The sequence below is a fragment of the Hymenobacter lucidus genome, assembly GCF_020447265.1.
Taxonomy (GTDB): Bacteria; Bacteroidota; Bacteroidia; order Cytophagales; family Hymenobacteraceae; genus Hymenobacter; species Hymenobacter lucidus.
In genome coordinates this window covers 196,294-217,360 of sequence record NZ_JAJADR010000004.1, presented here as the reverse complement: position 1 = coordinate 217,360, position 21,067 = coordinate 196,294, and the positions used below count along the sequence as shown (strand labels likewise).

Sequence of the window (21,067 nt, the reverse complement as noted above, 5' to 3'; positions counted from 1 at the left end):
AATTAGAAAGTGTAATTCAGGCCCAGGCCCGGAATCACGATGTTGGTCTTGTAGGTGCCGGCTACCCGGTCCGTGGTCTGGTTGTTCTGCAGGTCCAGGGCGGTCTGGGTGCGCTTCTTGAGGGTCACAAACTGCGTAGACAGGTCGATACCGAAGTGCTCGGTTACGGCATAGGAAATACCGGCCGTACCGCTGATGCGGTCAGCATCGGGGGTTTCGGGCGTTACGTAGCCGTTTTTCACCGGCGAGTTGTCGTAGGCACCACCCACACGAGCCGTAAAGGCATCCGTGATTTTATATTGGCCACCCACCCGGAAGGTGAAGGCATCCTGATAGTAACGCTTCGAGGTCGAGAACGTCGAGCCGTTAATCTGCTGGTCGAATCTGAACTCCAGATTGCGGTAAGCACTCCAGTTCACGTAGTTGATATCGAAAGCCAGCGTCAGCTTGTCGCTGGGCATAATACCCAGGCCGATGCTGGTAGTAGCGGGCAGCGGCAACGTGGCGCCGAACTTGGTAGCCTGAAAGCGCGAAGCAAATGTGGGCGAGATGTTGGTGAATTTCACGTCGCCATCTTCCACCTGGGCATCGATCTTGGAACGGTAGCTGATACCCAATGACAGCATCGGCGAGGGCTTGAAGAAGATACCCGCGTTGTAGCCCAGCTTGGTTTTAGCCTTGCCGTCGAGCTCAATGTGGCCATAGGAATCGGGCAGGGGAATATCGCGCTGCAGGTTTACGGCACCGTAAGCCAATACTACCAAGCCCGCGCCCACGCTCAGCTGGTCGGTAAGAGCGTAGCTGAAAGTAGGCTGTACAAACACCGACTTCAGGTCGATATCCGTCAGCGAGGTGCGGCCTTCCCAGCCTTCGGCGTACTGAAGCTTGCTGCCGAAAGGCGTGTAAACGGCAATACCGGCGCGGAACTTGGCCTCGGTCGGGCCGTAGCTGGCAAACAAGCTAAAAGGCGTAACCACGGTGTTGCGCAGCTCGCGCTGCGTATTGCCGCCTTCCGCCACGAATGAGTTGCGGGCGAACGTCAGGTTACCGCCCAGCTGCACTCCCCGCTCCCGGACCATTGCCAGGGCACCAGGGTTGTAGAACATGGCTGCCTGGTCGAGAGAAAGACCTACGCCTACGCCGCCCATGCCGTTGTTCTTTATCCCGGCCAGCGACACTTGGTAGCCGCCCGCAACAGCCGCCGTACCCGAAAGCAGCGCGCCACTCGCGAGGAGTAGAGTTTTTAGATTCATAAAAAAAGAGAAAAGGGTGAGAAGTAGGGTTGTTGGGACTAAATGTAGGGAGAAAAACGAATTAAGTAGTAGGCGTGCCGACTATATAATACCCCGGCGGCGGTGGCTGCCGGGCCCCTTAAAAATGTAGCAATTATTCCGCATTTATCACCTGCCGGGTTTGCAGATTCAGGCGCTGCCCGCTCACGAGAAGGTGCACCCGGAAATCCCGGGCGGCCACGGGCTCCCCGCGGCCGATACGGCCCAGGTTGTTGCCGTGCATGTGGCTGCCATCTACCACCATCACCACGCCGTCGCCGAAGACTTCTACTTCGTGGCCATTACGGATGATGACGCCGGTTTCCTCGGCCAAGCCCAGGCCCAGGCACATAGGGTGGGCCAGCAGCGCGTGGGCTAGGCGGCCAAAGCGCCCCCGCTCTACAAAGTGCTGGTCGATAAGCAGATTAGCTACCAGACTCAGCCCATGATCGGTGCGGATGCCGCCCTTGCGCAGGGCCCGCCAGCCGTAGCCCGATACCAGCATGTGCTCGGGCAGCACCGAAGCGCCGGCACTGGTACCGGCCACCACAAAACCTGCCTCGGTGTGGTAGCGGTGCTGCAGCTGCTGCAAAAACTCGGTGCCGTGCAGAAACTGGGTAATCATTTCCTGGTCGCCGCCGGTAAAAAACACCAGTTCGGCTTCGCGCAGGCGGCGCAGGGAAGCTGGCTTGTCGGCCGAGTGCCGCTCGTCGATTTTGATAGGGTGCACGTTGGTACAGCCCAGCTCGTGCATAGCCCGGGCGTAGCGGGTGCCCGTCACGGTGGCGTCGCTGGCAGCCATGGCCAGAATGACGACGCTCGAATCGGGGCCGGGCAGCATGTCGCAGAGCAGGGCCAGCAGGGCATCATCGTCGCCGCCGCCGAGGGCAACGAGCGTTCCGAGCGGTAACGCGGACGACTGGAGCATAGGAAACAGGGGTAAGCTAGGATCAAATGTACACGGGATATTGAATTCCCAACGGCTGGCCAGAGGCGAGGTTGCCAGCGTTGAGCTGTCGGATTTGCCCGATTGGGCGGTCTGGCAGCTAGCAGTTTGGTTTGTTGCGTCTTATACATGAGCCTGCAGACGACTTTTTTTGAGCAAAAACTCCTTGCGGGCAATATGCCGGAGCAGCGGCCTTAGTGTAACAGAACGCCATGTCGACCATTCTGGAATTCCCGGGCTAAACTCCGTAAACGGGAAGCCCAACAGTTGCCGGAGGTGGCTAACGCGGATTAATCCAAGAATTACGGACGCGGCCGGGAATTGCGGGCGGTGGTTTGGCGTTACGGAAAATGACGCGAACCGGCGCGGCCGGCCCATTTTTTTGGCCTACTTTTGCGCGCCAAATTACTCACTCAATCTGCTGCCTAGCGAAGCACCTCCCTCCTGACTTTTTCCATGAATCAGCACCCGACTACTGACCAAATTACGTCCCTGATTCAGGAGGGCGAGTTTTTCAAATTAAAAGAAATCCTCAAGTCATTTGAGCCCTCGGAGCTGGTCGAGCTGATCGATAACGAAGAGGAGCGCGAGCAGCTCATTATTTTCCGGCTCCTGCCGCTGCAGCTGGCCACGGAGGTATTCGAATACCTCGACCTGGACATTCAGCGCCACTTTCTGGCCAACCTGAGTCAGGACAAGATTTCGGACATCCTCAACGAGATGTCGCCTGATGACCGGACGGCCCTGCTGGAGTTTCTGCCCGATGATTTCGTGAAGGAGCTGATTCAGACCCTCTCGGAGCCCGAGCGCCGCGTGACGCTGGAGCTGCTGGGCTACCCCGAGTACTCGGTGGGCCGCCTGATGACGCCCGACTACATTGCCATCCGCGAATCCTGGACGGTGCAGCAGGTGCTCGACTACATCCGGCGGCACGGCGGGCAGTCGGAAACGCTGAGCGTGCTCTACGTAACCGACCCGCGCGGCATCCTCATCGACGATATCCGCATCCGGGAGTTTCTTTTGGCCGACCCTGACCGGCGCGTGAGTGAATTGATGGACCGCCGCTACGTGAGCCTCAATGCCATGCAAGACCAGGAAGCGGCCATTGATGTGTTTCGCAAAAATGACCGGGTGGCCCTGCCCGTCGTCAATGATGAGGGAGTACTGTTTGGCATCGTCACGATTGACGATATTCTTGACATTCGGGAGGAAGAAGATACCGAAGATATTCAGAAGCTGGGGGGCTCGGAAGCCCTCGACGAGCCGTATCTGGCGACGTCCATCTGGGGTATGGTGAAAAAGCGGGCCGGCTGGCTGGTCATTCTGCTTATCGGCGAAATGCTGACCACTTCGGCTATGCACCATTTCGAAGACGATTTGCAGAAGGCAGCCGTGTTGGGGCTGTTTATTCCGCTCATTATTTCGGCCGGCGGCAATGCCGGCTCCCAGGCTACTTCTCTCATCATCCGGGCCATGAGTCTGGGCGAGTTTACGCTTTCAGATTGGTGGCTGGTAATGCGGCGCGAAATCATTTCGGGCCTGGCGCTGGGCACGATTCTGGGGGTGGTGGGCTCGTTGCGCATCGTGCTGTGGGCCAATTACGTCGACCCCGGCTACTTCGGCCCTTACTGGCTGCTGATTGCCGTGACGGTGGGCTTCTCGCTGCTGGGCATTGTGCTGTGGGGCGCCCTTTCGGGGGCTATGCTGCCCATGCTGCTCAAGCGCCTGGGCCTCGACCCGGCCACATCGTCGGCACCGTTTGTAGCTACCCTGGTGGACGTTACGGGCCTGATTATTTACTTCTCGGTGGCTACAATGGTACTGCGCGGCACGCTGTTGTAAACCAGCCGCCTTAGTACAGCTCTAATAAAGAAAGGCGCAAATCATTGCGCCTTTCTTGCGTATGCCCGGTATTGTCCCACTGGCTACCGGTGCCGGCTGCTCGTCCTGGGCTGCTGCTTTTAACTTGTTATGACCGAAGACCTTCTTACCAAGCAAGAGTGCCATTTCGCCTGGCTTGACATTACTAACCCTTCGGCCGGTGAACTGCAGGCTGTAGCCGAGCAATACGACCTGCCCGACTCTCTGGTGCGCGACTGTCTGGAACCTACGCACCTGCCCAAGTTTGAGACGACCAATGGACTCAACTTCGTGATTCTGCGCGTATTTGTGACGCCGGAAAACAACGAGGCCGATACCATTCAGGAGCTGAGCACCAAGATTGCCATATTCTACGCCGCCGACTACCTCATTACGGTTCACCGCCGGGCCCACCCAGTGCTGAGCCAGCTGAAACGGGTGGCTCAGTCGCCGGGGCAGGAGTGCATTTCGCCCGCCGAGGTAGCGGTGCATCTGGTGCGCTACGCCCTTAACAGCTTTGTGCAGCCCGCTCTGGTGCTAACCAAGGAGCTGGATGACTACGAGGCCGAAATATTTCTGAAGCGCGAAGTGCCCAACGCGTTGCAGGGCCTGTACTTTCTGAAGCGCAAAGCCTCGGCCGCCAAGCAGCTGCTGCTGCTTACCCGCGACATTATGACGATGCTGCGCCGCCAAACGCTGACGTCAGCTACTACCGACTCGACCCTGCTGCAGGACACCCAGGACTTGCAGGTGAAGGTCGAAACTCTCTACCAGCAGCTCGACGGCGCGGCCACCAACCTGATGAATCTGTACCTGTCGTTGTCGTCGCAGCGCACCAACGAGGCGATGCGCGTACTGACCGTATTTTCGGCCTTCTTTCTGCCCCTGACCTTTATTGCGGGCATTTACGGCATGAACTTCCAGTACATGCCCGAGCTCGGCTGGAAGCTGGGCTACCCCGGTGCCATGGTGGCTATGCTGGTTATTTCGGTGGGTATCTTCGCGTGGTTCCGGCGCAAGGGCTGGATCTAAAACGTCCTGTATCATTGCAGGAAATTTCCGCAGCCCAAGCCCGCTTTCAGCCTTCCATGCCGATTCCACGCTTTCGTTCCGTTGCCGCGCTGTTTGGCTTGCAGGGCTTGCTGGCGGGCTGTGCCGCCGTGGGCCACTTGCCCACGCTGGAACCCGGCGACTACCAGTTTTTCCGCACCAACGACCCGATACTGGCGGCGGCCGTGGGTAAGGAGCGGGCCTTCTACGTGGAACAGGCCCAGGATTCGCTACGGTTTTTTGGACAGGCCGATGCCAGCACACCCGACCACCGCTTCAGCTACGCCTTGCGCCGCGGCCACCACGCCATTCTGCTGGACCGCAAGTTCGACCTCGACGTTTTCACGATTCCCTTCAAGGCCCGGCCTGCGCGCGGGCCGGTGCCAGTGCAGCTCAATACCAACTTCAACGCGGCGCTGTATCTGGGCCGCCGCCTCGATTTTTACCACGTGAGCGGCCGGCAGTTGCTGGGCGGGCGGCAGGAGCCCCAGATTCGTACCGTGGGGCTGGGCTACGGCTTATTTACGGGACTGGGCTCTACCGCCATCAGTGCCGATGTACTGCGCCAGCCCGGCACCGGCATCGAGTACGAAGGCTTCGTAGTGCATGCCGGGGCCGCCGCCATCTACGATGCCCGCATCTTCAATCTGGGCCTGGCCATCGGGGCCGACCAGCTGCTGGGGCCCGATGGCCGCCATTGGCTTTACCAGCGCAAGCCCTGGTTCGGGGTGCTGTTTGGGCTCGATTTGAACTAGAAGTTTAGTTAAAAATCCGCTTTGCCCCGATTCGCCTTTTTTTCCCCATGCTTTTTCTTCGATTCGAGGCGCTTGCGCACGGCGCCTTTGCTGGGCTTGGTGGCTTTGCGGGCCTTGGGCTTGTGCAGGGCTTTGCGCAGCGTGTCGTAGAACTTCTGCACCACGATTTCCTTATTGCGCAGCTGGCTCCGGTCTTCCTGGGCCGTAAGCAACAATTCGCCCTCGGTAGTCAGCTTAGAAGCCAGCTTGGTCAGCAGCATCTGCTTTTGCTCCTCGGTCAGCAGCTGGGAGTCGGCTATGCGGAAGCGTAGCTCTACCCGCGACTCTACCTTGTTCACGTTCTGGCCGCCTGGGCCACTGCTGCGGCTGGTTTGAAACTGGAGTTCGGGCAAAAAGGATTCGATGGGTGGCAGCATGGGCAAGGAACGGCAGGAAGGCGGCAAAGTTACGCCTAAACCGCGCTGCTACAGCTGCTGCCAGAGCCAAGCGCCCAGCAGTAGCATCCGGGCCGTCCAGGCAAGAGTACGCAGCCAGTTGGTGCGCACCAGCCCGTCGATGGTAATATAGTTGTAGCCGTCCCGGGTCAGGCGGTTGTGAAATGGCACTGAAATAAAGAATGTCGTCAGCCAGATACCAACTACCAGCGCTAGGCTCCACCACCCGGCCGCGCCCAGCCCTTTAGCAGCCCAGGCCAGCCACCCAGCCAGCAGCAGCTCGGCCACCATCGGGCCCATCACCACCCAGCCCATGCGTCGCAGGTGGGCCTGATGGAAAGCCGCAAACCCCGCGCCGGAAGCCTGCACGAAGCCGGGATAATGCACGAGCTGCACCAACCAGATAACGCCGGTGAGGTAGGCCGCCAGGGCAAAGTTGAGCAGGAGCAGTTTGAGCAGCATAACTAGGCCGGATTGTGTGTTGTAGAGACGCTTCGTTGCGTCTTGGCGTTGAACGGCAACGGGTTGAAATCAACCAAGCGAAACAACGATTGAGACGCAATTACGCGTCTCTACAGCAGGCAAACATACTGTGCGCTGCAACTCTGTAGTATAGAGTTAGTCCTATGTGCTGGCAGAATCTTTACCTTCGACCTCCCTTCCCTATTCTTTCATGTTTCTTTCTATGAATAACGCCTCTGCGCTCAGCAAATGGCTGCTGGTCTGCGCCGTAGCCACGGCGGGCCTTTCCAGCTGCAACTCTGGCAACAAAGCCGGCACCGCTCAGCCCGACCTATTGCAGGCCAACCTCGACACCACCGTGCGACCCGGCGACGACTTCTTCGCCTACGCCAATGGCGGCTGGCTGAAGCGCCACCCCATTCCGGCCTCCGAAAGCTCCTGGGGCATCGGCAAGGAAGTACAGAACGAGGTGTATGCCCGCCTGCGCGCCCTCAACGAGGAAGCCGCCAAAGCCAACGCCGCAGCCGGTACGAGCCAGCAGAAAATCGGCGACTTCTGGGCTTCCGGCCTCGATTCGGTGGCTATTGACAAGCAGGGCACCGCGCCGCTGCAGCCGGAGCTGGACCGTATTGCCGCCATCAAAACTGTGGCCGATGTGCAACGCGTCATTGCCCGCCACAAGGTACTGGGCGTCAATTCGCTGATCGGGCTCTACGTGGGGCAGGATGCCAAGAACAGCGACAAAATGGCCCTGCACCTATACCAGGCCGGCCTGGGGCTGCCCAACCGCGACTATTACTTCAACAAAGACTCGCGCACCAGTAACATTCGTAAAGAGTACGTGCGCCACGTGGCCCGCATGCTGCAGCTGCTCGGCCAAGACTCGGTGGCGGCCCAGCGCCACGCCGGCCAGATCATGCAGCTCGAAACGCAGCTGGCCTCTTCCTCGCGCAAGCTCGAAGCCCTGCGCGACCCGTACGCCAACTACAATAAACGCAGCGTAGCCGACCTGAGCAAGCTCACCCCCGGCCTCGACTGGACGCCCTGGCTAACCCAGATGGAGCTAAAAGCCGATACCGTTATTGTGGGGCAACCCGAGTTTTACCAGAAAGCCGGTCAGCTGCTCAAAACGGTACCTCTCGACCAGTGGCAGGCCTACCTGCGCTGGCACCTCGTAAATGCCTTTGCCGGCCAGCTCAGTCGCCCCATTGATAATGAGCATTTCCGCTTCTACGGTACCGTGTTGCAGGGCAGCAAGCAGCAGCGGGCCCGCTGGAAGCGGGTGCTGGACGAGGAAGAAGCCGGCATGGGCGAAATCCTGGGCCAGCTGTTTGTGAAGGAATATTTCGCGCCCGAAACCAAGGCGCGCTACGCCAAAATCACGGAAAACGTGGTAGCCGCCTTCCGGGAGCATATTCAGGCCCTCGACTGGATGAGCGACTCGACCAAGCAGAAAGCCTTGGTGAAGCTGGCCAAAATCACCCCGAAAGTAGGCTACCCCGACAAGTGGCGCGACTATTCTAGCCTCGCCATTAAGCGCGACTCGTACGCGGCCAACGTGATGCGCGCCAACGAGTGGCAGTACCGCTACAACATCAACAAGCTGGGCAAGCCCGTAGACCGTACCGAGTGGGACATGACGCCCCAGACCTATAACGCTTACTACAACCCTTCCAACAACGAAATTGTGCTGCCGGCCGCCATCTTCGCCATTCCCGGCCTGGAAGACAAAAACGCCGACGACGCTGTCATCTACGGCTACGCCGGAGCCAGCACCATCGGCCACGAGCTCACCCACGGCTTCGACGACGAGGGCAGCCAGTTCGACGAGAAGGGCAACCTGCGCAACTGGTGGAGCAAGAAAGACCGCGCCGCCTTCCAGCAGCGCGTCAATGGCATCGTGCGCCAGTTCAACGGCTACACCGTGCTTGATTCGCTTCACATCAACGGCAAAGCCACGGCCGGCGAGAATATTGCCGATCTGGGCGGCATCGTCATTGCCTTCGACGCCTTCAAGAAAACGGAGCAGTATAAGAAAGGAGAGAAAATCGGAGGCCTCACCCCTACCCAGCGCTACTTCCTGGGTTATGCCTTGGGCTGGCAAAACCACCAGCGCAACGAGGTGCTGGCCCAGCGCATCCTCACCGATGTGCATTCTCCGGCCATGTACCGCGTCAACGGCCCCTTTGCCGACGTACCTGAGTTCTACGAAGCCTTCCAGGTAAAAGAAGGCCAGAAACTCTGGCGCCCCGACTCCGCCCGGGTGAAAATCTGGTAGACTTCTCAGTCATTACGGGGCGACACGTTTGTCATTGCGAGCAGCGTGAAGCAATCCGTCCTCTGCGAAGTATGACACATTCTTTACCCACCAAGCCCTTTCTCGTTGCGACGGGAAAGGGCTTTTGCTTATACCGCACAGTTGCACTTCGCGACGCGTTGAACGATAGTTGTTGAAGCGGCGCACACCTCGCCAAGTGCAACTGCGCAGTCAGGAGTTAGAGCTTGTCAGGCAAGGAAGTGCAGCACATTTCAGCGGACGGATTGCTTCGCCCTGCGTCCTCGCAATGGCAATTCTCAAACGCCGCGTGAGGCTTTAAAGTGCTGCAGGCCCTCGGCCGCCGACTTCCGCACTTTCTGCTGCAGAAACGGCGTCCAGCCCAGCAGCCAGCCCACCGGCCCCAGCGCCTGCCGGCTCCAGCGCCAGAAATTAAACTGGTCGTGGTGGGTCAGGATTTTGCCGTCTTTGAAGGTGAAGCGGGCATTGATATGATTATGAACGCGCCGCTTGGTTTGCGAAAATGTGTAGCGGGCATCCCACACGGCTTGGCCCTGTGCGTCGTCGGCCCGGATATGGTTGTAGGTCAAGGTCAGATCTTTGCCCCGCTCGCAGAGCATGCGCCACATAGCCCCGATGTCGGCACCCCGCAGCGAAAAGGCAGCATCGTCGAAAGTAGCTTCCGGGTGGTAGCAGGCGGCCATTGCGGCATGGTCGCGGCGCTGAAAGCCTTGGTAGAAACGATGCAGTAACTCTTCGTGGGGGTGCATACTTCGGGGTAGTCATGGTTGAGCCTAAAGGTGAAGAATTTCCTGCAGCTACGCCCTACCGGGCCGCTGTAGTTTCGGTGGCGGGCCCCCGGCGACTTTCCTGCAAAGGCACAAAAAAGCTGGCTCCCGCACCCAGGAGCCAGCTTTTACCAATTCAAGGCCGTTATTCCACCACTACTTTCTGCGTGACGATACCCGCTACCGAGGTCAGGCGCAGTTGGTAGAGGCCTACCGCCAGTTGGGGTAGCCGCAGGTCATATTCGCCGATGGCCGCGGCCGGCAGGGCCCGCCGATACACCGTCTGGCCCTGCATGTTCAGCAGTTCCAGCTGGGCCGGCTGGGCGGCTGTTTGCTGCACCCTTACCGAGAAGGAGCCCTTGTTCGGATTCGGGAAAACGGCGGCGCTCAGCGTGCTAGGTTGGGCCACCCGCACTACCACTACCGGCGAGTATGCATCCCGACCGTCTTCATCTACCTGGTGCAGCCGGTAGTAGCTCACGCCCGGCAGTGGGGCCCGGTCGGTAAGCTGGTAGCGTTGGAGTTTATCGGTGTTGCCGGCAGCCTCGCGGCGCTCTACTACCTCATAAAGCACACCATTGGTGGAACGTTCCACCTCAAAATAGTCGCTGTTGCGCTCCTGAGCCGTAGCCCACTCCACGTTTACATAAGTACCCGTAGGCTTGGCCTCGAAGCGCACCAGCTTCACGGGCAGGGGTGCCCCGGTAGCAGCGCTACAGGTGGTAGATCCGGGCACAATCTGGCGGGGTACGCCGGGGCCTTCGTACTCAAATACCAGTCGATTATTACCGGTATCCTCCCCGAAGTGAATCAGCATGTCGTGCAGACCAGCCGTGAGGGTAATAGTTGCCGATTTGGTAATGGCGCCGTGCAGCCCACCATTATCGACGAGAGCTTGATTGAGGCGCGGCGGCGACACCCGGGCCGCGTTGTCAATCCAGAGGTAAGAAGCATCATCCGATGTCAGGTAGAAGGTATAGTCACCGGCGGTAGCTACCTGCAAGCTGCCCCGATACCGGGCGCTGTAGTGGTCAGGATCCATCAGGGTATTGTCGGCGGGGGGCAGAATATTGCCCCAGCCGTCTTCGGAGTCGTAGTTCAGGCCGGGCTCCAATCGGGTGATGAAAGGCGTATTGGTGTCGAAAAACGAAGGCACATCGTTGAAGTAGCCCGTGTAGTACTCCCCGTAGAGGCCGGCCGTGGAGGGGCTGCCGTTGGGCGCGCTCAGGTTGCAGCCCGTCGGCGGCGGCGGCGCTACCTCAAACGTGAAGGCATCCAGAAAAATAGCGGTACCGTCGGCGTTAGTCACGGCTACATCCACTATGTAGGTGCCCAGCGGCACAGTGGCATCCGCCGAAATCTGGCCCTGCGTGGGGTGAATGGTGATGCCGGCGGGCAACGGGGTAGTGTTGGCAATAACATATTGCGCTACCGCCGTAGGGCTGGCCACCACGGGCAGCGGCGAGCTACCCGTAGTGCCCACTACCCGGGCCACCATCTGGGGCGAATACTCCAGACTGGACACCACCGCCTGCGCGGGCTGAATACCGGAGCACAGCAAGCCCGTAGGCACCACCTGCCGGGTAATACCGGGCCCCTGATATTCGAATACCATCGTCCGGCCGCCATCTTGCTCGCCATACAGCAGCCGCACGTTGTGCAGGCCGGCTGCCATGTACAGCGTCACCTGCCGGGTCTGGGGCGCGTGCAGCCCGCCGTTGTTGATGGCCGCGTCGCTGATATTCAGTGGGGAATTTAAGGCCGGATTATCCAGCCACAAAAAGGAAGCATCGTCTGAGGTTAGAAAGAACGTGTAGGTGCCCGACGTGGCAATGCGTAGGCTGCCCCGGTACTGCGCGCTGAAGTTGTTCGGGTTTTCCAGCGTGCCACCTGCCACGGCGGTAAGGTCGCCGAAGCTGTCGGGGGCATCAAAGTTCACCACCGGGTCGATGCGGGTAATGCCCGCGGCCCCGGAAAAGAACGTTAGCACATCGTTGAAGTAGCCGGCATAGTACTGCGCATACAGGCCCGAGGTAGCACCGTTGCCGGCGGGGTCGGTGCCGGTGCAGCCCGGTGGCGGCCCCGCCACTACCACTACCGAAGCCGCGTTGTGAAAAGTGCTTACGCCGTTGGCATTCGTTACGGCAATATCCAGGTCATACGTCCCGAGGGGCACGTTGATACCAACCGTCAGAATGCCGGTATTGGGGTGGATGGAGAGGCCTAAGGGCACGGGAGTGGCAAAGGCATAGTGCGTCACGGCCGAGCCGCCATCGGCCACTACCGGGGCCGCCGACTGTGTGACGTTGCCTACAAAAGCGTTGATAACCGCCGGCGAATAGGTGATGCCCTGGGGCGGACGGGGTGCCTGCGAAGCTGTGCAAAACATGCCGGAAGGCACAACCTGCCGCGGAATACCCGGCCCCGAATACTCCAGCACCAGAATATTGTCGCCGGTAGCTTCGGCGTAGTGAATCAACAGGCTGTGCAGGCCGGCGGGCAGCATCAGCGTCTGGGCCACTTCCAGCGGGGCGTGGTAGCCGCCGTTGTTTATTGTGCTTTCAATAGTAACGGCCGGCAGAGTCACGGCCGCCCCATCGAGCCAGAGGTAAGCCGCGTCGTCGGAAGTGAGGTAGAACGTGTACTCGCCCGTGGTCGGAATATTGATGCTACCGCGCAGTCGCACGCTGAAGTTGTCCGGGTCAGCTACCGGGCCAGTGGCAATACCGGTCAGGTCGCCAAAATCGGTGTTGGTAGCGAAGTTCACCTGCGGCTCGATGCGGTGTAGCAGCGGCGGCGCGGTGTTGGTCGTAAAGAAAGTCTGGTTGGGGTCGAAATAGCCCGGGTAGTACTCCGCATACAGACCATTGGCAGCAGGCTGCCCACCCGGGTCATTGCCCGAGCAGCCACTGGGCTGCGCTACTACGGCGGAGCTTATCAAACAGCTTAGCAGCAAGGTCATGGCACATCCAACCCAGCGAGAAGCAGAAACGAGAGTAAACAACAAGTTCATACTTAAGCTTTATATAGTCCAACAAAACAGTTGCCTTACCAAAGCTAGCAGTTTTTCAATTATTTGCAAGTTTTTAATTTTTATTTGGATTAATTGCTTCATATCTATTTCGCAACGCCTTCCGGTATAGCCTGTTTCAGCCACTGAACTCTCAGGTTGGTCGACCTCCACTCACAGTTTATATTCGTAATATTCCGAATTGCATATATGAATTTGCCGCTATATAAAGTCTTGTCAGTTTGCTGATTAGCTACTTTGACTAGTCCAACTGCCTGGAGTATCTCTTAAGCCGAAGTCTACCTTCTTAGCCGGTAGGGTTAGGGCCTTACCATATTGCGTCTTTTATTTGCGCTAGTCACTTAAGAGCCTTTCCTCTACACCTGCTATTCACCATGGCTCATTCTCACAACAAGCTGTCGGCTTGCGCAAACTGCGGCTACACTTTTCCCGAGGGCCCACCCGATGAGTTCTGCCCCAACTGCGGTCAGCAAAATCAGGAAGTAAGCCTGTCGCTGGGGCACGTGATGGAGGAGTTCCTCGAAGGCATCTTTCACTTCGACAGCAAAGTATTCCGCACGGCCAAGCTGCTGCTGCTGCGCCCGGGTGAGCTAACTAAGCGCTTCCTGGCGGGCCACCGCATGCCGTATGTGCCGCCCATCCGGCTCTACGTCTTCATCAGCTTTGTCTTTTTCTTCCTGCTTTCCCTCAGCGTAAAGCCCAGTTCCGACCGGCCCACCAAAGAGCTGCTCAGACCAAGCCGGTACTTGGAGCAAAAGAACGATTCCATCCGTAAGGCGGTGTCCCAATCGTCGGGGTTGATGATCCTCGACGGGCAGGACAGTATTTCCACGCAGGTTTTCGGCATGAAATTCAACCAGGCCGAGCTGGAAGCCCTCAGCGAGCAGGAGCTCACCCACGAGCGTATCGACTCCATTATTCGGGCCCAAAAGCAGGAGCCCACGCTGCTGCGGCGCACGGCGCTGCGCCAAACCATCCGCTCGCTGAATTCCTCTCCGGATGAGCTGGTGCATAAGTGGATGAAAAACCTGCCCATCCTGATGTTTGTGCTGATGCCTTTGTTTGCCCTGTTGCTCAAAGGCTTATACCGGCGCCAGCACCAGTATTACCTGGCCCATCTCATCTTCTCCATCCACTTCCACTGCTTCGTGTTCGTGCTCTTCATCCTAAATCTGCTGCTGAGCCGAGTGGGCAGCACCGACTGGTTTCAGACGGCACTGGTGTTTCTGCCGGCTGTCTATTTCTTTCTCGCCCTGCGCAACAATTACGGGCAGTCGTTTCTGAAAACGCTGAGCAAGGTGCTGCTGATGATGACGACCTACGGCATGGTACTGGCCGGGACCATCGTCGTGTCGATGCTGCTGAGCCTGCTGACGCTGTAGCTGCGCTGCCGACTTAGAAGTCGAAGAGGCCGCGCCGCTCAGTAGCTTTTTCCTTTTTCTTCTTGGCCGGCTTGTCTTTTCCGTCGCCCAGAATGCCGTTCAGGAAGCCCGTCTTTTTCTCCTTCACCAGCACGTAGCGCACCGAAAAAGCGGTAGGAAACCGGGCCCAGTCGGCCGAGCTGAACTCGACGCTGGGCTTGAAGTCGAAGGAGATGACCACGGGCACGAAGGCAATTTTGTACTCGGCCCCGATGATACCGTCGAAGCCGCCGAAAGCGCCATTGTCCTTGTGGTTGCCGAGGTGGCCGCCCGCGCCCAGGTAGTAGTTCAGGCTGGGGCCCAGAATGGGAAAGTGCCGCTCGGCCAGCACGGTGCCGCTCACCTCGCGGGTGCCCACCAGGCCCAGGCCTTCCAGGGTTACCTTGTCCAGAATCTTCTGCTGCACGGTGAGGCCGTAGTTGCCCGCGCCCAGCCGAGCGCCCACCGCCGTGCGGTATTTCTGGGCCTGTGCATTGGGGGCCAGCAGTTGTAAGGTGGTAGTCAGGAACGCCCAGCCCACGAGGCGGGAGCAGGAACAGGAAAAAGCCATAATCTTTCTTAGAGGTACTGCGAACTTCGCCCGGTAATCAGCGTTTGAACGCGCAAGTGCCCTGCAAAGTACGGGCCGACTGAGCAAAACACCCATTTTGCCCGGCATTGGCGTACCTTGCTCCCACTTTTACCCCTCCTCCCCCGCTTACGTTTCCACCCCGTGTACATTCATCAGGTGGCGGCTTATTTGCCCGCCCAAGTCATTACCAACGAACATTTCACCCGTCTGAATGGACTGTCGCACGAGTGGATAATTGAACGTACCGGTATCCGGGAACGGCGCAAAGCGGCCCCCGGAGAAAACACCAATACCATGGCCATCGAGGCCACGCAGCGGGTAGTAGCCCAATCGGCCCTGTTTCCGGCCGCCGCCGTCGACCTGATTGTGGGTGCCACCTACACGCCCCACGACACGATTTATACCGTGGCCCACGCCGTGCAGCGCGCCATTGGCGTTACCGATATTCCGGTGGTCAGCATTTCATCGGCCTGCTCGTCGCTGCTGAATGCCATTGAAATTGTGGAAGGCTACTTCGCCATGGGCAAGGCCAGTCGGGCTCTGGTGGTGGTTTCGGAGCACAACACGGCCTACAACAACGAGGAAGATACCGTGGCCGGCCACCTCTGGGGCGACGGGGCGGCGGCCCTGCTCATCAGCAAAGAGCGCCTGGCCCCCACCGACCTGCGCATGGTGGATCTGATTACGGCCGGGGCCGGCGGCATTGGCAAAGCCGATACGGCCGTGACGCTTAAGCCCGTCGAAAAAGGCATTGTGATGCCCCACGGCAAAGACGTGTTCATTCATGCCTGCCAGTACATGGCCAGCGTAACCCGGAAGGTGCTGGAGCGCAACAATTTGGCCGTAACTGACCTGAACTGGCTGATTCCACACCAGGCCAACCTGCGCATTACCCGCAACGTGCTGCAAGCCCTGGAACTGCCCGAGGAGCGCGCCGTGTCCAACATCGAGCAGCTGGGCAACACGGGCTGCGCCGGCGCCGCCATTGCCCTCTGCGACCAGCTCGACCAGATTCAGTCGGGTGAGCGGGTCGTCATTACCGTGTTCGGCGGGGGCTATTCCTACGGCGCAATGCTACTGGAGCGGTAAGCCGGGCTAGTTCACTTTTATAAAGGGGGCCGTGCCGGTTTTGCCGGCCTGGTCGCGCCAGCGCAGCACGTACCAGCCAGGGTGCAGGTCGCTGATATCGAGGCTGCGCGTGTTGAGCCCCGCCCGAGAATCGATACCGTGCAGCTGGCACACCCGCCCCACAGCATCGTAGACGTAGACCGAAAGGGTACCATCAGTGGTGCCGGAAAACAGGAACCGCAGCAGATTGCCGTCCACGGGGTTTGGATAAATCTGCAGGACTGCGCTGCTGCCTCCCGCCGCTTGCACCAGCAGAGGAGCGGCGCTATCAACAGAGCCGTCGGGGCGCACCAGGCGTAGGCGGTAGTAGCTCAGGCCCGCCAACGGACTGGGGTCAACTAAGCGGTAGGTATTACCGGCCGCACCGGCTGCCACGCTGCCCACTGGTTGCCAGGCGGTGGTATCGGCACCCCGCTCCACCACGAAGCTACTGAGGAAGCATTCGTCCCGCGTGGTCCAGGCAATTTCAGTTCCGGCGCTACTTCCGGAAGCAGCCAGCTTGGTAAGTGGGGCCGGCAGCATGGGGGCCGGACCACAGCCAGCGGCCGGAAAGCTTTGGGTACGCACTATCCGTCGCCCGCCGCTACGGTCATTCACGGTTAGGGTGCGGTTGGAGCGGCCCCGTGCCACCCCGTAGTACATCACGGCCGTACTGGCATTGACGTGGCCCAGCTGCTGGGCGTGGCCCAGCTCGTGCAACACCACCGTCTCAAAATCGTACTGCTGCCCGCTGGGTAGGCTCGGGCCATACTGCCAGTTCACGCCGTCGTCAAACTGCATATCGATTTCACCGACGCGGAAGCTGATGGTGCCATCGGGATTGAAACAGCCCTGATAGTAGCTGGTAGTGCGGCCTAGCACATTCGTCGGCAACTGAGCCCCTACGTCGAAGCCCACAGAGTTTTCACCATCGGAACCAGCCCCCGCTGCGGTCCGGTTGGGCCCGACAATCCAGTTGACACCCGTTTGGCAACGCCAGCCGGTGAGCAATGCGCGCTGGAAAGCGGCAGCGGCGGGCTGGTTGGTGGCAAAGGCTGTTTCGAACCGAAAGGTGTAGCCCCCTTCCCCATTCTGGTTGATATGATTGGGGCGCACGATGGCCGACGAATTCTGAGCCTGCACGTTGGTAGCCGCGTAGGGAATAACCACTGCCGTACTGCTGGTAGTTTGCAGGCCGGCGGCCGTAGTTACCCGCACCGTGCCGGTGCCCGCCGGGTTGCCGGTAGAGCCATACGAAGGAACTCGCACCCGAATCTGCGTATCTGTCCAGCTTACGTAATCGGTGGCTTGCGCTTGGGTGAAGGTCACGCCGCCGTCGTCGGCGCTGCGAAAATCAACGGTGCCCGTACCCCGCGTGCTGCCGAAGCCCGAGCCGCTGAGCGTCAGAACGGCGCCGATGCCGGCGGGCAGCGTGGTGGGCCCCAGGGAGCTGATAACCGGCGCCTGACCCTTGGCAGCTTCTACGGGGGTACGCCGCAGCTGGGCCTGCCGCAACGCCGGGTTGGGCTGCACTTCGCGGCGCGCCTGGCCCAGCGTGGCGCTCAGCTCAGCGTAAAAGTCGGGGCCAACTAAAGGATAAGCCCGAAAAGGCTCGGCAGCCGAGGCATCGGCCAGTTGGTAGCGGATAAAGCCCTGCTCACTGGCGTAGGGTGTCCAGGCGGGCCCGGCGGGAGTACCAGCAAAAGCGGCAGGGCGCAGGAAAAACACACCCTGGTCGCCGGGTTGCAGCCGTAGCGTGTTGGTTAGCCGTTGCTCATCAAGCTCCACCTGTCCACCTTCCGTAATTATCGTAAGCTCGGCAGGCAACTGGCCTTTCAGCACGCTATATACCCGGAGGCGATGGGACGTGTAGATGCGGCGGTGGCTGGCATCCCAGAAGCCGCGGGCATCGAGCACCTCTGCTTCTACCACCAGTGCGGCTTGGCGGGCCCGCTCGGCGGCCGGCAAAGGCACCAGCAGGCAGTGCCCAACCAGCTCCGCATTCTGGGCCATTCCGGAAGTAGGCAACAGGCCGGCAAGCAGAAAAAGGCCGGTTCCTAACCGGCAAAGAGTACCCCAAGGCTTCATAGTCAGCAGAAAAGCGGCAGAATGGACGTAAGCCCAAGGTACGTTAATTCAGGTAGTCTGGCTTGCGGGGCAGATGGGTAATTGCAGCCATTTTTCGCCGCACTATGCTTAAAACAGGCTGCCTTGCACCGGCTGCGGAATAATGCGCGGCGGCGGTACGGCCAAGCCCGTCAGCTCCCGCAGCTTTTCCAGGAAAAACTGCGTCCAGACCGGGGAATGCATGATATCCTTCTGGTGAATGAAGATGTAGGCCGTGTGCAGGCCGGCCTGCAGCCAGCCTGCAATACGCTCGGCCCAGGCTGTGGCGCGGGCGTAGTCACTGCCCACGAGGCCGTGGCCGTTGAAGCGGATAAAAGCCACCGGCGTGGTCAGGCGCTGGTGCAGCACGTCGCGGCGGCCGGCCACGTCGGTCAGCACCAGGGTTTTGCCCAGGGCTTCGAGCATGGCAAACACTGCGTCGCGCTGGCCTTTATCGGCAAACCAGGCCGGGTGGCGCAGCTCCACGGCCAGCGGTACATAGTCAGGAAAATCGAGCAGGTAACGCTCCAGACGCGGTAGATGCTCGGGGCCAAACGTGGGCGGTAGTTGCAAAAAAGCCATGCCCAACCGCTCATCCAGCTCGCTGATAGACCGGCAGAAGGTGGTAGTCAGCTCATCGGCGTTGTAGAGCTGCCGGTCGTGGCTGATGATCTGGGGCATTTTGGGGCAAAACCGGAACGAGACGGGCACCGCGTCGCGCCATTTGCGCACGGTGGGCGCGTCGGGGATGCGGTAGTGGGTCGTGTTCAGCTCAATGCTGTTGAACTGCCGGGCGTAGTGGTGCAGGTAATCGGTATCCTTGATACCGGCCGGAAAGTATGAGCCCAACCAGGCCTTGTTGGTCCAGATTGGGCACCCTATATATATAGCTGGTGCGGGCGTACCAATAGCCTGGGCCCGGGCCAGTACCGCCGCCGTTTCGGGGTGGTCGGGCGGCAGGCGAAAGTCAACGTAGCGCAGGTCAGAGAGTCGGCCAAAATCCATAGGGCAAAGTACGGCAAAACCACCGCTCCGGACGGCTTACTGCCTTAGCAAAATTCCGGGACTTTTGCAACATAGCTCCAGACATAGCCCGGCGTCGAATGACAAAATTTTTTAACCGGCGCATAGTCTTATTTCCAATATGGTTCGCACAAGCTCTATATAGAGTACAAAATCTGTCTTAAACAAACACAATCAGCTATTTCGGCTTTCCTCTATCGATTAATTAAATGCAAATTTTATATAAATAAGACAATTTCTCAGTCTTGCTGCTGACTAACGTAGTTGGCAACGGGTAGGTGGTTTGGAATCCTCGTCTAGATTTGTTCTGCTTACCAACCAGCAAACGCATGAAGTTGATACCGACCCGACTGCCTGTTCCCGGCTTGCTTCTGACCTTGCTTTTCGCACTGTTCACGTCTTTCCCGCAAGCAGCCCGCGCTACGCGCTTCGAAGAAGAAAAACCGGCCTCGGCCACGGCTTCCCGCGCAGTAGTGCTGCGGGGTCGTGCTTCGTGGTACGGCCGCGAGCATCAGGGGCACCGGACCAGCAACGGCGAACGGTTTGACCGCTTCAAGTATACCTGCGCCCACAAAACCCTGCCCTTCGGCACCAAGCTGCGCGTCACCAACCCCAGCAATGGCAAATCGGTAGTAGTGCGCGTATCCGACCGGGGCCCGTTCCGCCACCAGCGCATTCTGGATTTGTCGGAAGTAGCGGCCCGCCCGCTTGATATCGTGCGCCGCGGCGCCGTATCGGTAGTGGCTGAAGTAGTACCCAGCACCACGCCCCTCGGCCCCACCGACGCTCCCGATAACCTGGCCGCCCTGGCCACCGACTCGGCCGCCACCGTACTGGCCGGCACGGCCCTGACCGACATCATTGCCGGCGAAACCGAAGCCGCCGACGTAGTCGTTATTCCGGCCCCGGCCCCGAGCTTCGTGGTGCAGGCCGGTACTTTCGGCGACCCGCGCAATGCCGAGAGCGTGCAGGCCAAGATTCAGGCCCTGGACGAAAAGCTGACGGTAACTATTGCCGAAAGCAGCCAGAGCGGTAAGCCATTCAAACGTGTAATCGTGGGCAATTTCGCCGATAAGGCCGAAGCCGAAGCCGTGCAGCTGCGCCTCAAGCAGCTGGGCATTAGCGGCCTGGTACGACAGGCCGAAAACTTATAAAGCAGCTTCCGGGCTCGTAAAGGGCCTGTTATATGCTTCGCAACATCAAAAAAGGCCACAATAAGTGGCCTTTTTTGATGTTGTTTGCTTTTGGATCTATTTATCCCACTCTACATTTCTCATGAAAAAGCTATTTACCACCTCTGCGCTGGTTTTTACATCTATTGCCGGGGCCTTTGCCCAAACCGAACAAGGCAGCCTTCTGGTTGGCTCCAGTATTTCCCAGCTGACGTATGCCACTTCCGCCGACGGGGGCCGCAAGGATTTTACCCTGGGTGTTACGCCTACCGTGGGTTTCTTCGTGGCAAACCGGCTGGCCGTGGGAGCGGAAATCAATCTGGCCTACGTTTCCACCAATGCCAGCTACGGCAACGGCGGCTTCAAGGGCAAAGGGCTTGAATATGGCCTGGCGCCTTTTGCCCGCTATTACGTGCTGGATGCCCCCAAGCACAAGTTTTTCGGGCAGGCCTCTTACGGCATTGCCGGCTACTCCGGCAAGTCGGAATCGTATGATGGCGGCTACAGCCAGACCAACAAGGGCTCTTACTGGAGCGGCAGCGTGGGTGTGGGATACAACTACTTCATTTCGCCAATGGTGGCCCTGGAGGTGCAGCCCTACTACCGCCGCACGTCTACCGATCTGGAAGACGACATTCGCAAAAACCGCTGGGGCGTGTCGGTGGGCTTCCAGATTTTCTTCCCCAAAACGGCCGCTGCTGCGCAATAATCGTTTTTAATCCGGTACTTATGCTGGCCGTCCGGACTTCCCGGGCGGCCCGTATTGTTTTATCGAAAACCCACCTCTATTACTTG

General features: G+C 59.3%; 17 protein-coding genes. 8 read left to right on the top strand and 9 right to left on the bottom strand.

Going from position 1 to position 21,067, the window contains the following annotated elements; genetic code table 11:
- Positions 1-2: 2 nt before the first annotated feature.
- A complete protein-coding gene (locus tag LGH74_RS15000; protein ID WP_226176904.1) occupies positions 3-1,253 on the bottom strand; it encodes an OmpP1/FadL family transporter in 1,251 nt (416 codons plus the stop codon).
- 133 nt (positions 1,254-1,386) lie between these two features.
- Positions 1,387-2,199, bottom strand: a complete 813-nt coding sequence (locus tag LGH74_RS14995) for a cyanophycinase (protein ID WP_226176902.1) — start codon at positions 2,197-2,199, stop codon at positions 1,387-1,389.
- Positions 2,200-2,673: 474 nt separating this feature from the next.
- Between LGH74_RS14995 and mgtE the strand changes: the two genes are divergently transcribed.
- The 3 genes from mgtE to LGH74_RS14980 all read left to right on the top strand — a co-directional run bounded on the left by mgtE (position 2,674) and on the right by LGH74_RS14980 (position 5,882).
- Positions 2,674-4,059, top strand: a complete 1,386-nt coding sequence (gene mgtE, locus LGH74_RS14990) for a magnesium transporter (protein WP_226176900.1) — start codon at positions 2,674-2,676, stop codon at positions 4,057-4,059.
- 129 nt (positions 4,060-4,188) lie between these two features.
- Positions 4,189-5,109 (top strand): magnesium transporter CorA family protein, encoded by a 921-nt coding sequence (locus tag LGH74_RS14985; protein ID WP_226176899.1) that lies wholly within the window; start codon positions 4,189-4,191, stop codon positions 5,107-5,109.
- A 56-nt stretch (positions 5,110-5,165) separates the two neighbouring features.
- Positions 5,166-5,882 carry a nitronate monooxygenase family protein gene (locus tag LGH74_RS14980; protein WP_226176898.1) on the top strand — a complete coding sequence of 239 codons (717 nt, stop codon included), beginning with the start codon at positions 5,166-5,168 and terminating at the stop codon, positions 5,880-5,882.
- A gap of 8 nt (positions 5,883-5,890) precedes the next feature.
- On the opposite strand, the gene arfB is transcribed toward LGH74_RS14980, so the two are convergent.
- Complete coding sequence (arfB, locus tag LGH74_RS14975) at positions 5,891-6,298, bottom strand: alternative ribosome rescue aminoacyl-tRNA hydrolase ArfB (RefSeq protein WP_226176896.1); 408 nt, start codon at positions 6,296-6,298, stop codon at positions 5,891-5,893.
- A gap of 48 nt (positions 6,299-6,346) precedes the next feature.
- Positions 6,347-6,778 carry a hypothetical protein gene (locus LGH74_RS14970; RefSeq protein ID WP_226176895.1) on the bottom strand — a complete coding sequence of 144 codons (432 nt, stop codon included), beginning with the start codon at positions 6,776-6,778 and terminating at the stop codon, positions 6,347-6,349.
- A 223-nt stretch (positions 6,779-7,001) separates the two neighbouring features.
- Between LGH74_RS14970 and LGH74_RS14965 the strand changes: the two genes are divergently transcribed.
- Positions 7,002-9,056 (top strand): M13 family metallopeptidase, encoded by a 2,055-nt coding sequence (locus tag LGH74_RS14965; protein ID WP_226176893.1) that lies wholly within the window; start codon positions 7,002-7,004, stop codon positions 9,054-9,056.
- Between the two features lie 296 nt (positions 9,057-9,352).
- On the opposite strand, the gene LGH74_RS14960 is transcribed toward LGH74_RS14965, so the two are convergent.
- The gene (locus LGH74_RS14960) at positions 9,353-9,823 is read right to left on the bottom strand and encodes a nuclear transport factor 2 family protein (protein ID WP_226176891.1); all 471 of its coding nucleotides are present in this window, start codon (positions 9,821-9,823) and stop codon (positions 9,353-9,355) included.
- Between the two features lie 163 nt (positions 9,824-9,986).
- A complete protein-coding gene (locus LGH74_RS14955) occupies positions 9,987-12,782 on the bottom strand; it encodes a PA14 domain-containing protein (protein ID WP_226176889.1) in 2,796 nt (931 codons plus the stop codon).
- Between the two features lie 464 nt (positions 12,783-13,246).
- On the opposite strand from LGH74_RS14955, the gene LGH74_RS14950 reads away from it, so the two are divergent.
- Positions 13,247-14,254 carry a DUF3667 domain-containing protein gene (locus LGH74_RS14950; RefSeq protein ID WP_226176887.1) on the top strand — a complete coding sequence of 336 codons (1,008 nt, stop codon included), beginning with the start codon at positions 13,247-13,249 and terminating at the stop codon, positions 14,252-14,254.
- Positions 14,255-14,267: 13 nt separating this feature from the next.
- On the opposite strand, the gene LGH74_RS14945 is transcribed toward LGH74_RS14950, so the two are convergent.
- Positions 14,268-14,843: a hypothetical protein gene (locus LGH74_RS14945; RefSeq protein ID WP_226176885.1), complete on the bottom strand. Its 576-nt coding sequence runs from the start codon at positions 14,841-14,843 to the stop codon at positions 14,268-14,270.
- A gap of 162 nt (positions 14,844-15,005) precedes the next feature.
- Here LGH74_RS14945 and LGH74_RS14940 point away from each other — a divergent pair, with 162 nt between their 5' ends.
- Positions 15,006-15,953, top strand: coding sequence for a 3-oxoacyl-ACP synthase III family protein (locus LGH74_RS14940; RefSeq protein WP_226176884.1), 948 nt, complete (start codon positions 15,006-15,008; stop codon positions 15,951-15,953).
- Between the two features lie 6 nt (positions 15,954-15,959).
- Here the strand turns inward: LGH74_RS14940 and LGH74_RS14935 are convergent, their stop codons facing one another.
- Together LGH74_RS14935 and LGH74_RS14930 are read right to left on the bottom strand one after the other, a co-directional pair.
- Positions 15,960-17,984 carry a T9SS type A sorting domain-containing protein gene (locus tag LGH74_RS14935; protein ID WP_226176882.1) on the bottom strand — a complete coding sequence of 675 codons (2,025 nt, stop codon included), beginning with the start codon at positions 17,982-17,984 and terminating at the stop codon, positions 15,960-15,962.
- A gap of 183 nt (positions 17,985-18,167) precedes the next feature.
- Positions 18,168-19,082 (bottom strand): DUF72 domain-containing protein, encoded by a 915-nt coding sequence (locus LGH74_RS14930; RefSeq protein ID WP_226176880.1) that lies wholly within the window; start codon positions 19,080-19,082, stop codon positions 18,168-18,170.
- Between the two features lie 395 nt (positions 19,083-19,477).
- Between LGH74_RS14930 and LGH74_RS14925 the strand changes: the two genes are divergently transcribed.
- Both LGH74_RS14925 and LGH74_RS14920 read left to right on the top strand, forming a co-directional pair.
- Positions 19,478-20,254 (top strand): septal ring lytic transglycosylase RlpA family protein, encoded by a 777-nt coding sequence (locus LGH74_RS14925; protein WP_226176878.1) that lies wholly within the window; start codon positions 19,478-19,480, stop codon positions 20,252-20,254.
- A gap of 121 nt (positions 20,255-20,375) precedes the next feature.
- Positions 20,376-20,981, top strand: coding sequence for an outer membrane beta-barrel protein (locus tag LGH74_RS14920; protein WP_226176877.1), 606 nt, complete (start codon positions 20,376-20,378; stop codon positions 20,979-20,981).
- Positions 20,982-21,067: the final 86 nt, after the last annotated feature.

Bases quoted from the DNA above. Each gene is read 5' to 3' on its own strand.
- LGH74_RS14985 (WP_226176899.1), top strand. From the start codon at position 4,189: ATGACCGAAGACCTTCTTACCAAGCAAGAGTGCCATTTCGCCTGGCTT.
- LGH74_RS14935 (WP_226176882.1), bottom strand. From the start codon at position 17,984: ATGGCCCAGAATGCGGAGCTGGTTGGGCACTGCCTGCTGGTGCCTTTG.
- LGH74_RS14960 (WP_226176891.1), bottom strand. From the start codon at position 9,823: ATGCACCCCCACGAAGAGTTACTGCATCGTTTCTACCAAGGCTTTCAG.
- LGH74_RS14965 (WP_226176893.1), top strand. From the start codon at position 7,002: ATGAATAACGCCTCTGCGCTCAGCAAATGGCTGCTGGTCTGCGCCGTA.
- LGH74_RS15000 (WP_226176904.1), bottom strand. From the start codon at position 1,253: ATGAATCTAAAAACTCTACTCCTCGCGAGTGGCGCGCTGCTTTCGGGT.
- mgtE (WP_226176900.1), top strand. From the start codon at position 2,674: ATGAATCAGCACCCGACTACTGACCAAATTACGTCCCTGATTCAGGAG.
- LGH74_RS14980 (WP_226176898.1), top strand. From the start codon at position 5,166: ATGCCGATTCCACGCTTTCGTTCCGTTGCCGCGCTGTTTGGCTTGCAG.
- LGH74_RS14930 (WP_226176880.1), bottom strand. From the start codon at position 19,082: ATGGATTTTGGCCGACTCTCTGACCTGCGCTACGTTGACTTTCGCCTG.
- arfB (WP_226176896.1), bottom strand. From the start codon at position 6,298: ATGCTGCCACCCATCGAATCCTTTTTGCCCGAACTCCAGTTTCAAACC.
- LGH74_RS14970 (WP_226176895.1), bottom strand. From the start codon at position 6,778: ATGCTGCTCAAACTGCTCCTGCTCAACTTTGCCCTGGCGGCCTACCTC.
- LGH74_RS14945 (WP_226176885.1), bottom strand. From the start codon at position 14,843: ATGGCTTTTTCCTGTTCCTGCTCCCGCCTCGTGGGCTGGGCGTTCCTG.
- LGH74_RS14920 (WP_226176877.1), top strand. From the start codon at position 20,376: ATGAAAAAGCTATTTACCACCTCTGCGCTGGTTTTTACATCTATTGCC.
- LGH74_RS14950 (WP_226176887.1), top strand. From the start codon at position 13,247: ATGGCTCATTCTCACAACAAGCTGTCGGCTTGCGCAAACTGCGGCTAC.
- LGH74_RS14995 (WP_226176902.1), bottom strand. From the start codon at position 2,199: ATGCTCCAGTCGTCCGCGTTACCGCTCGGAACGCTCGTTGCCCTCGGC.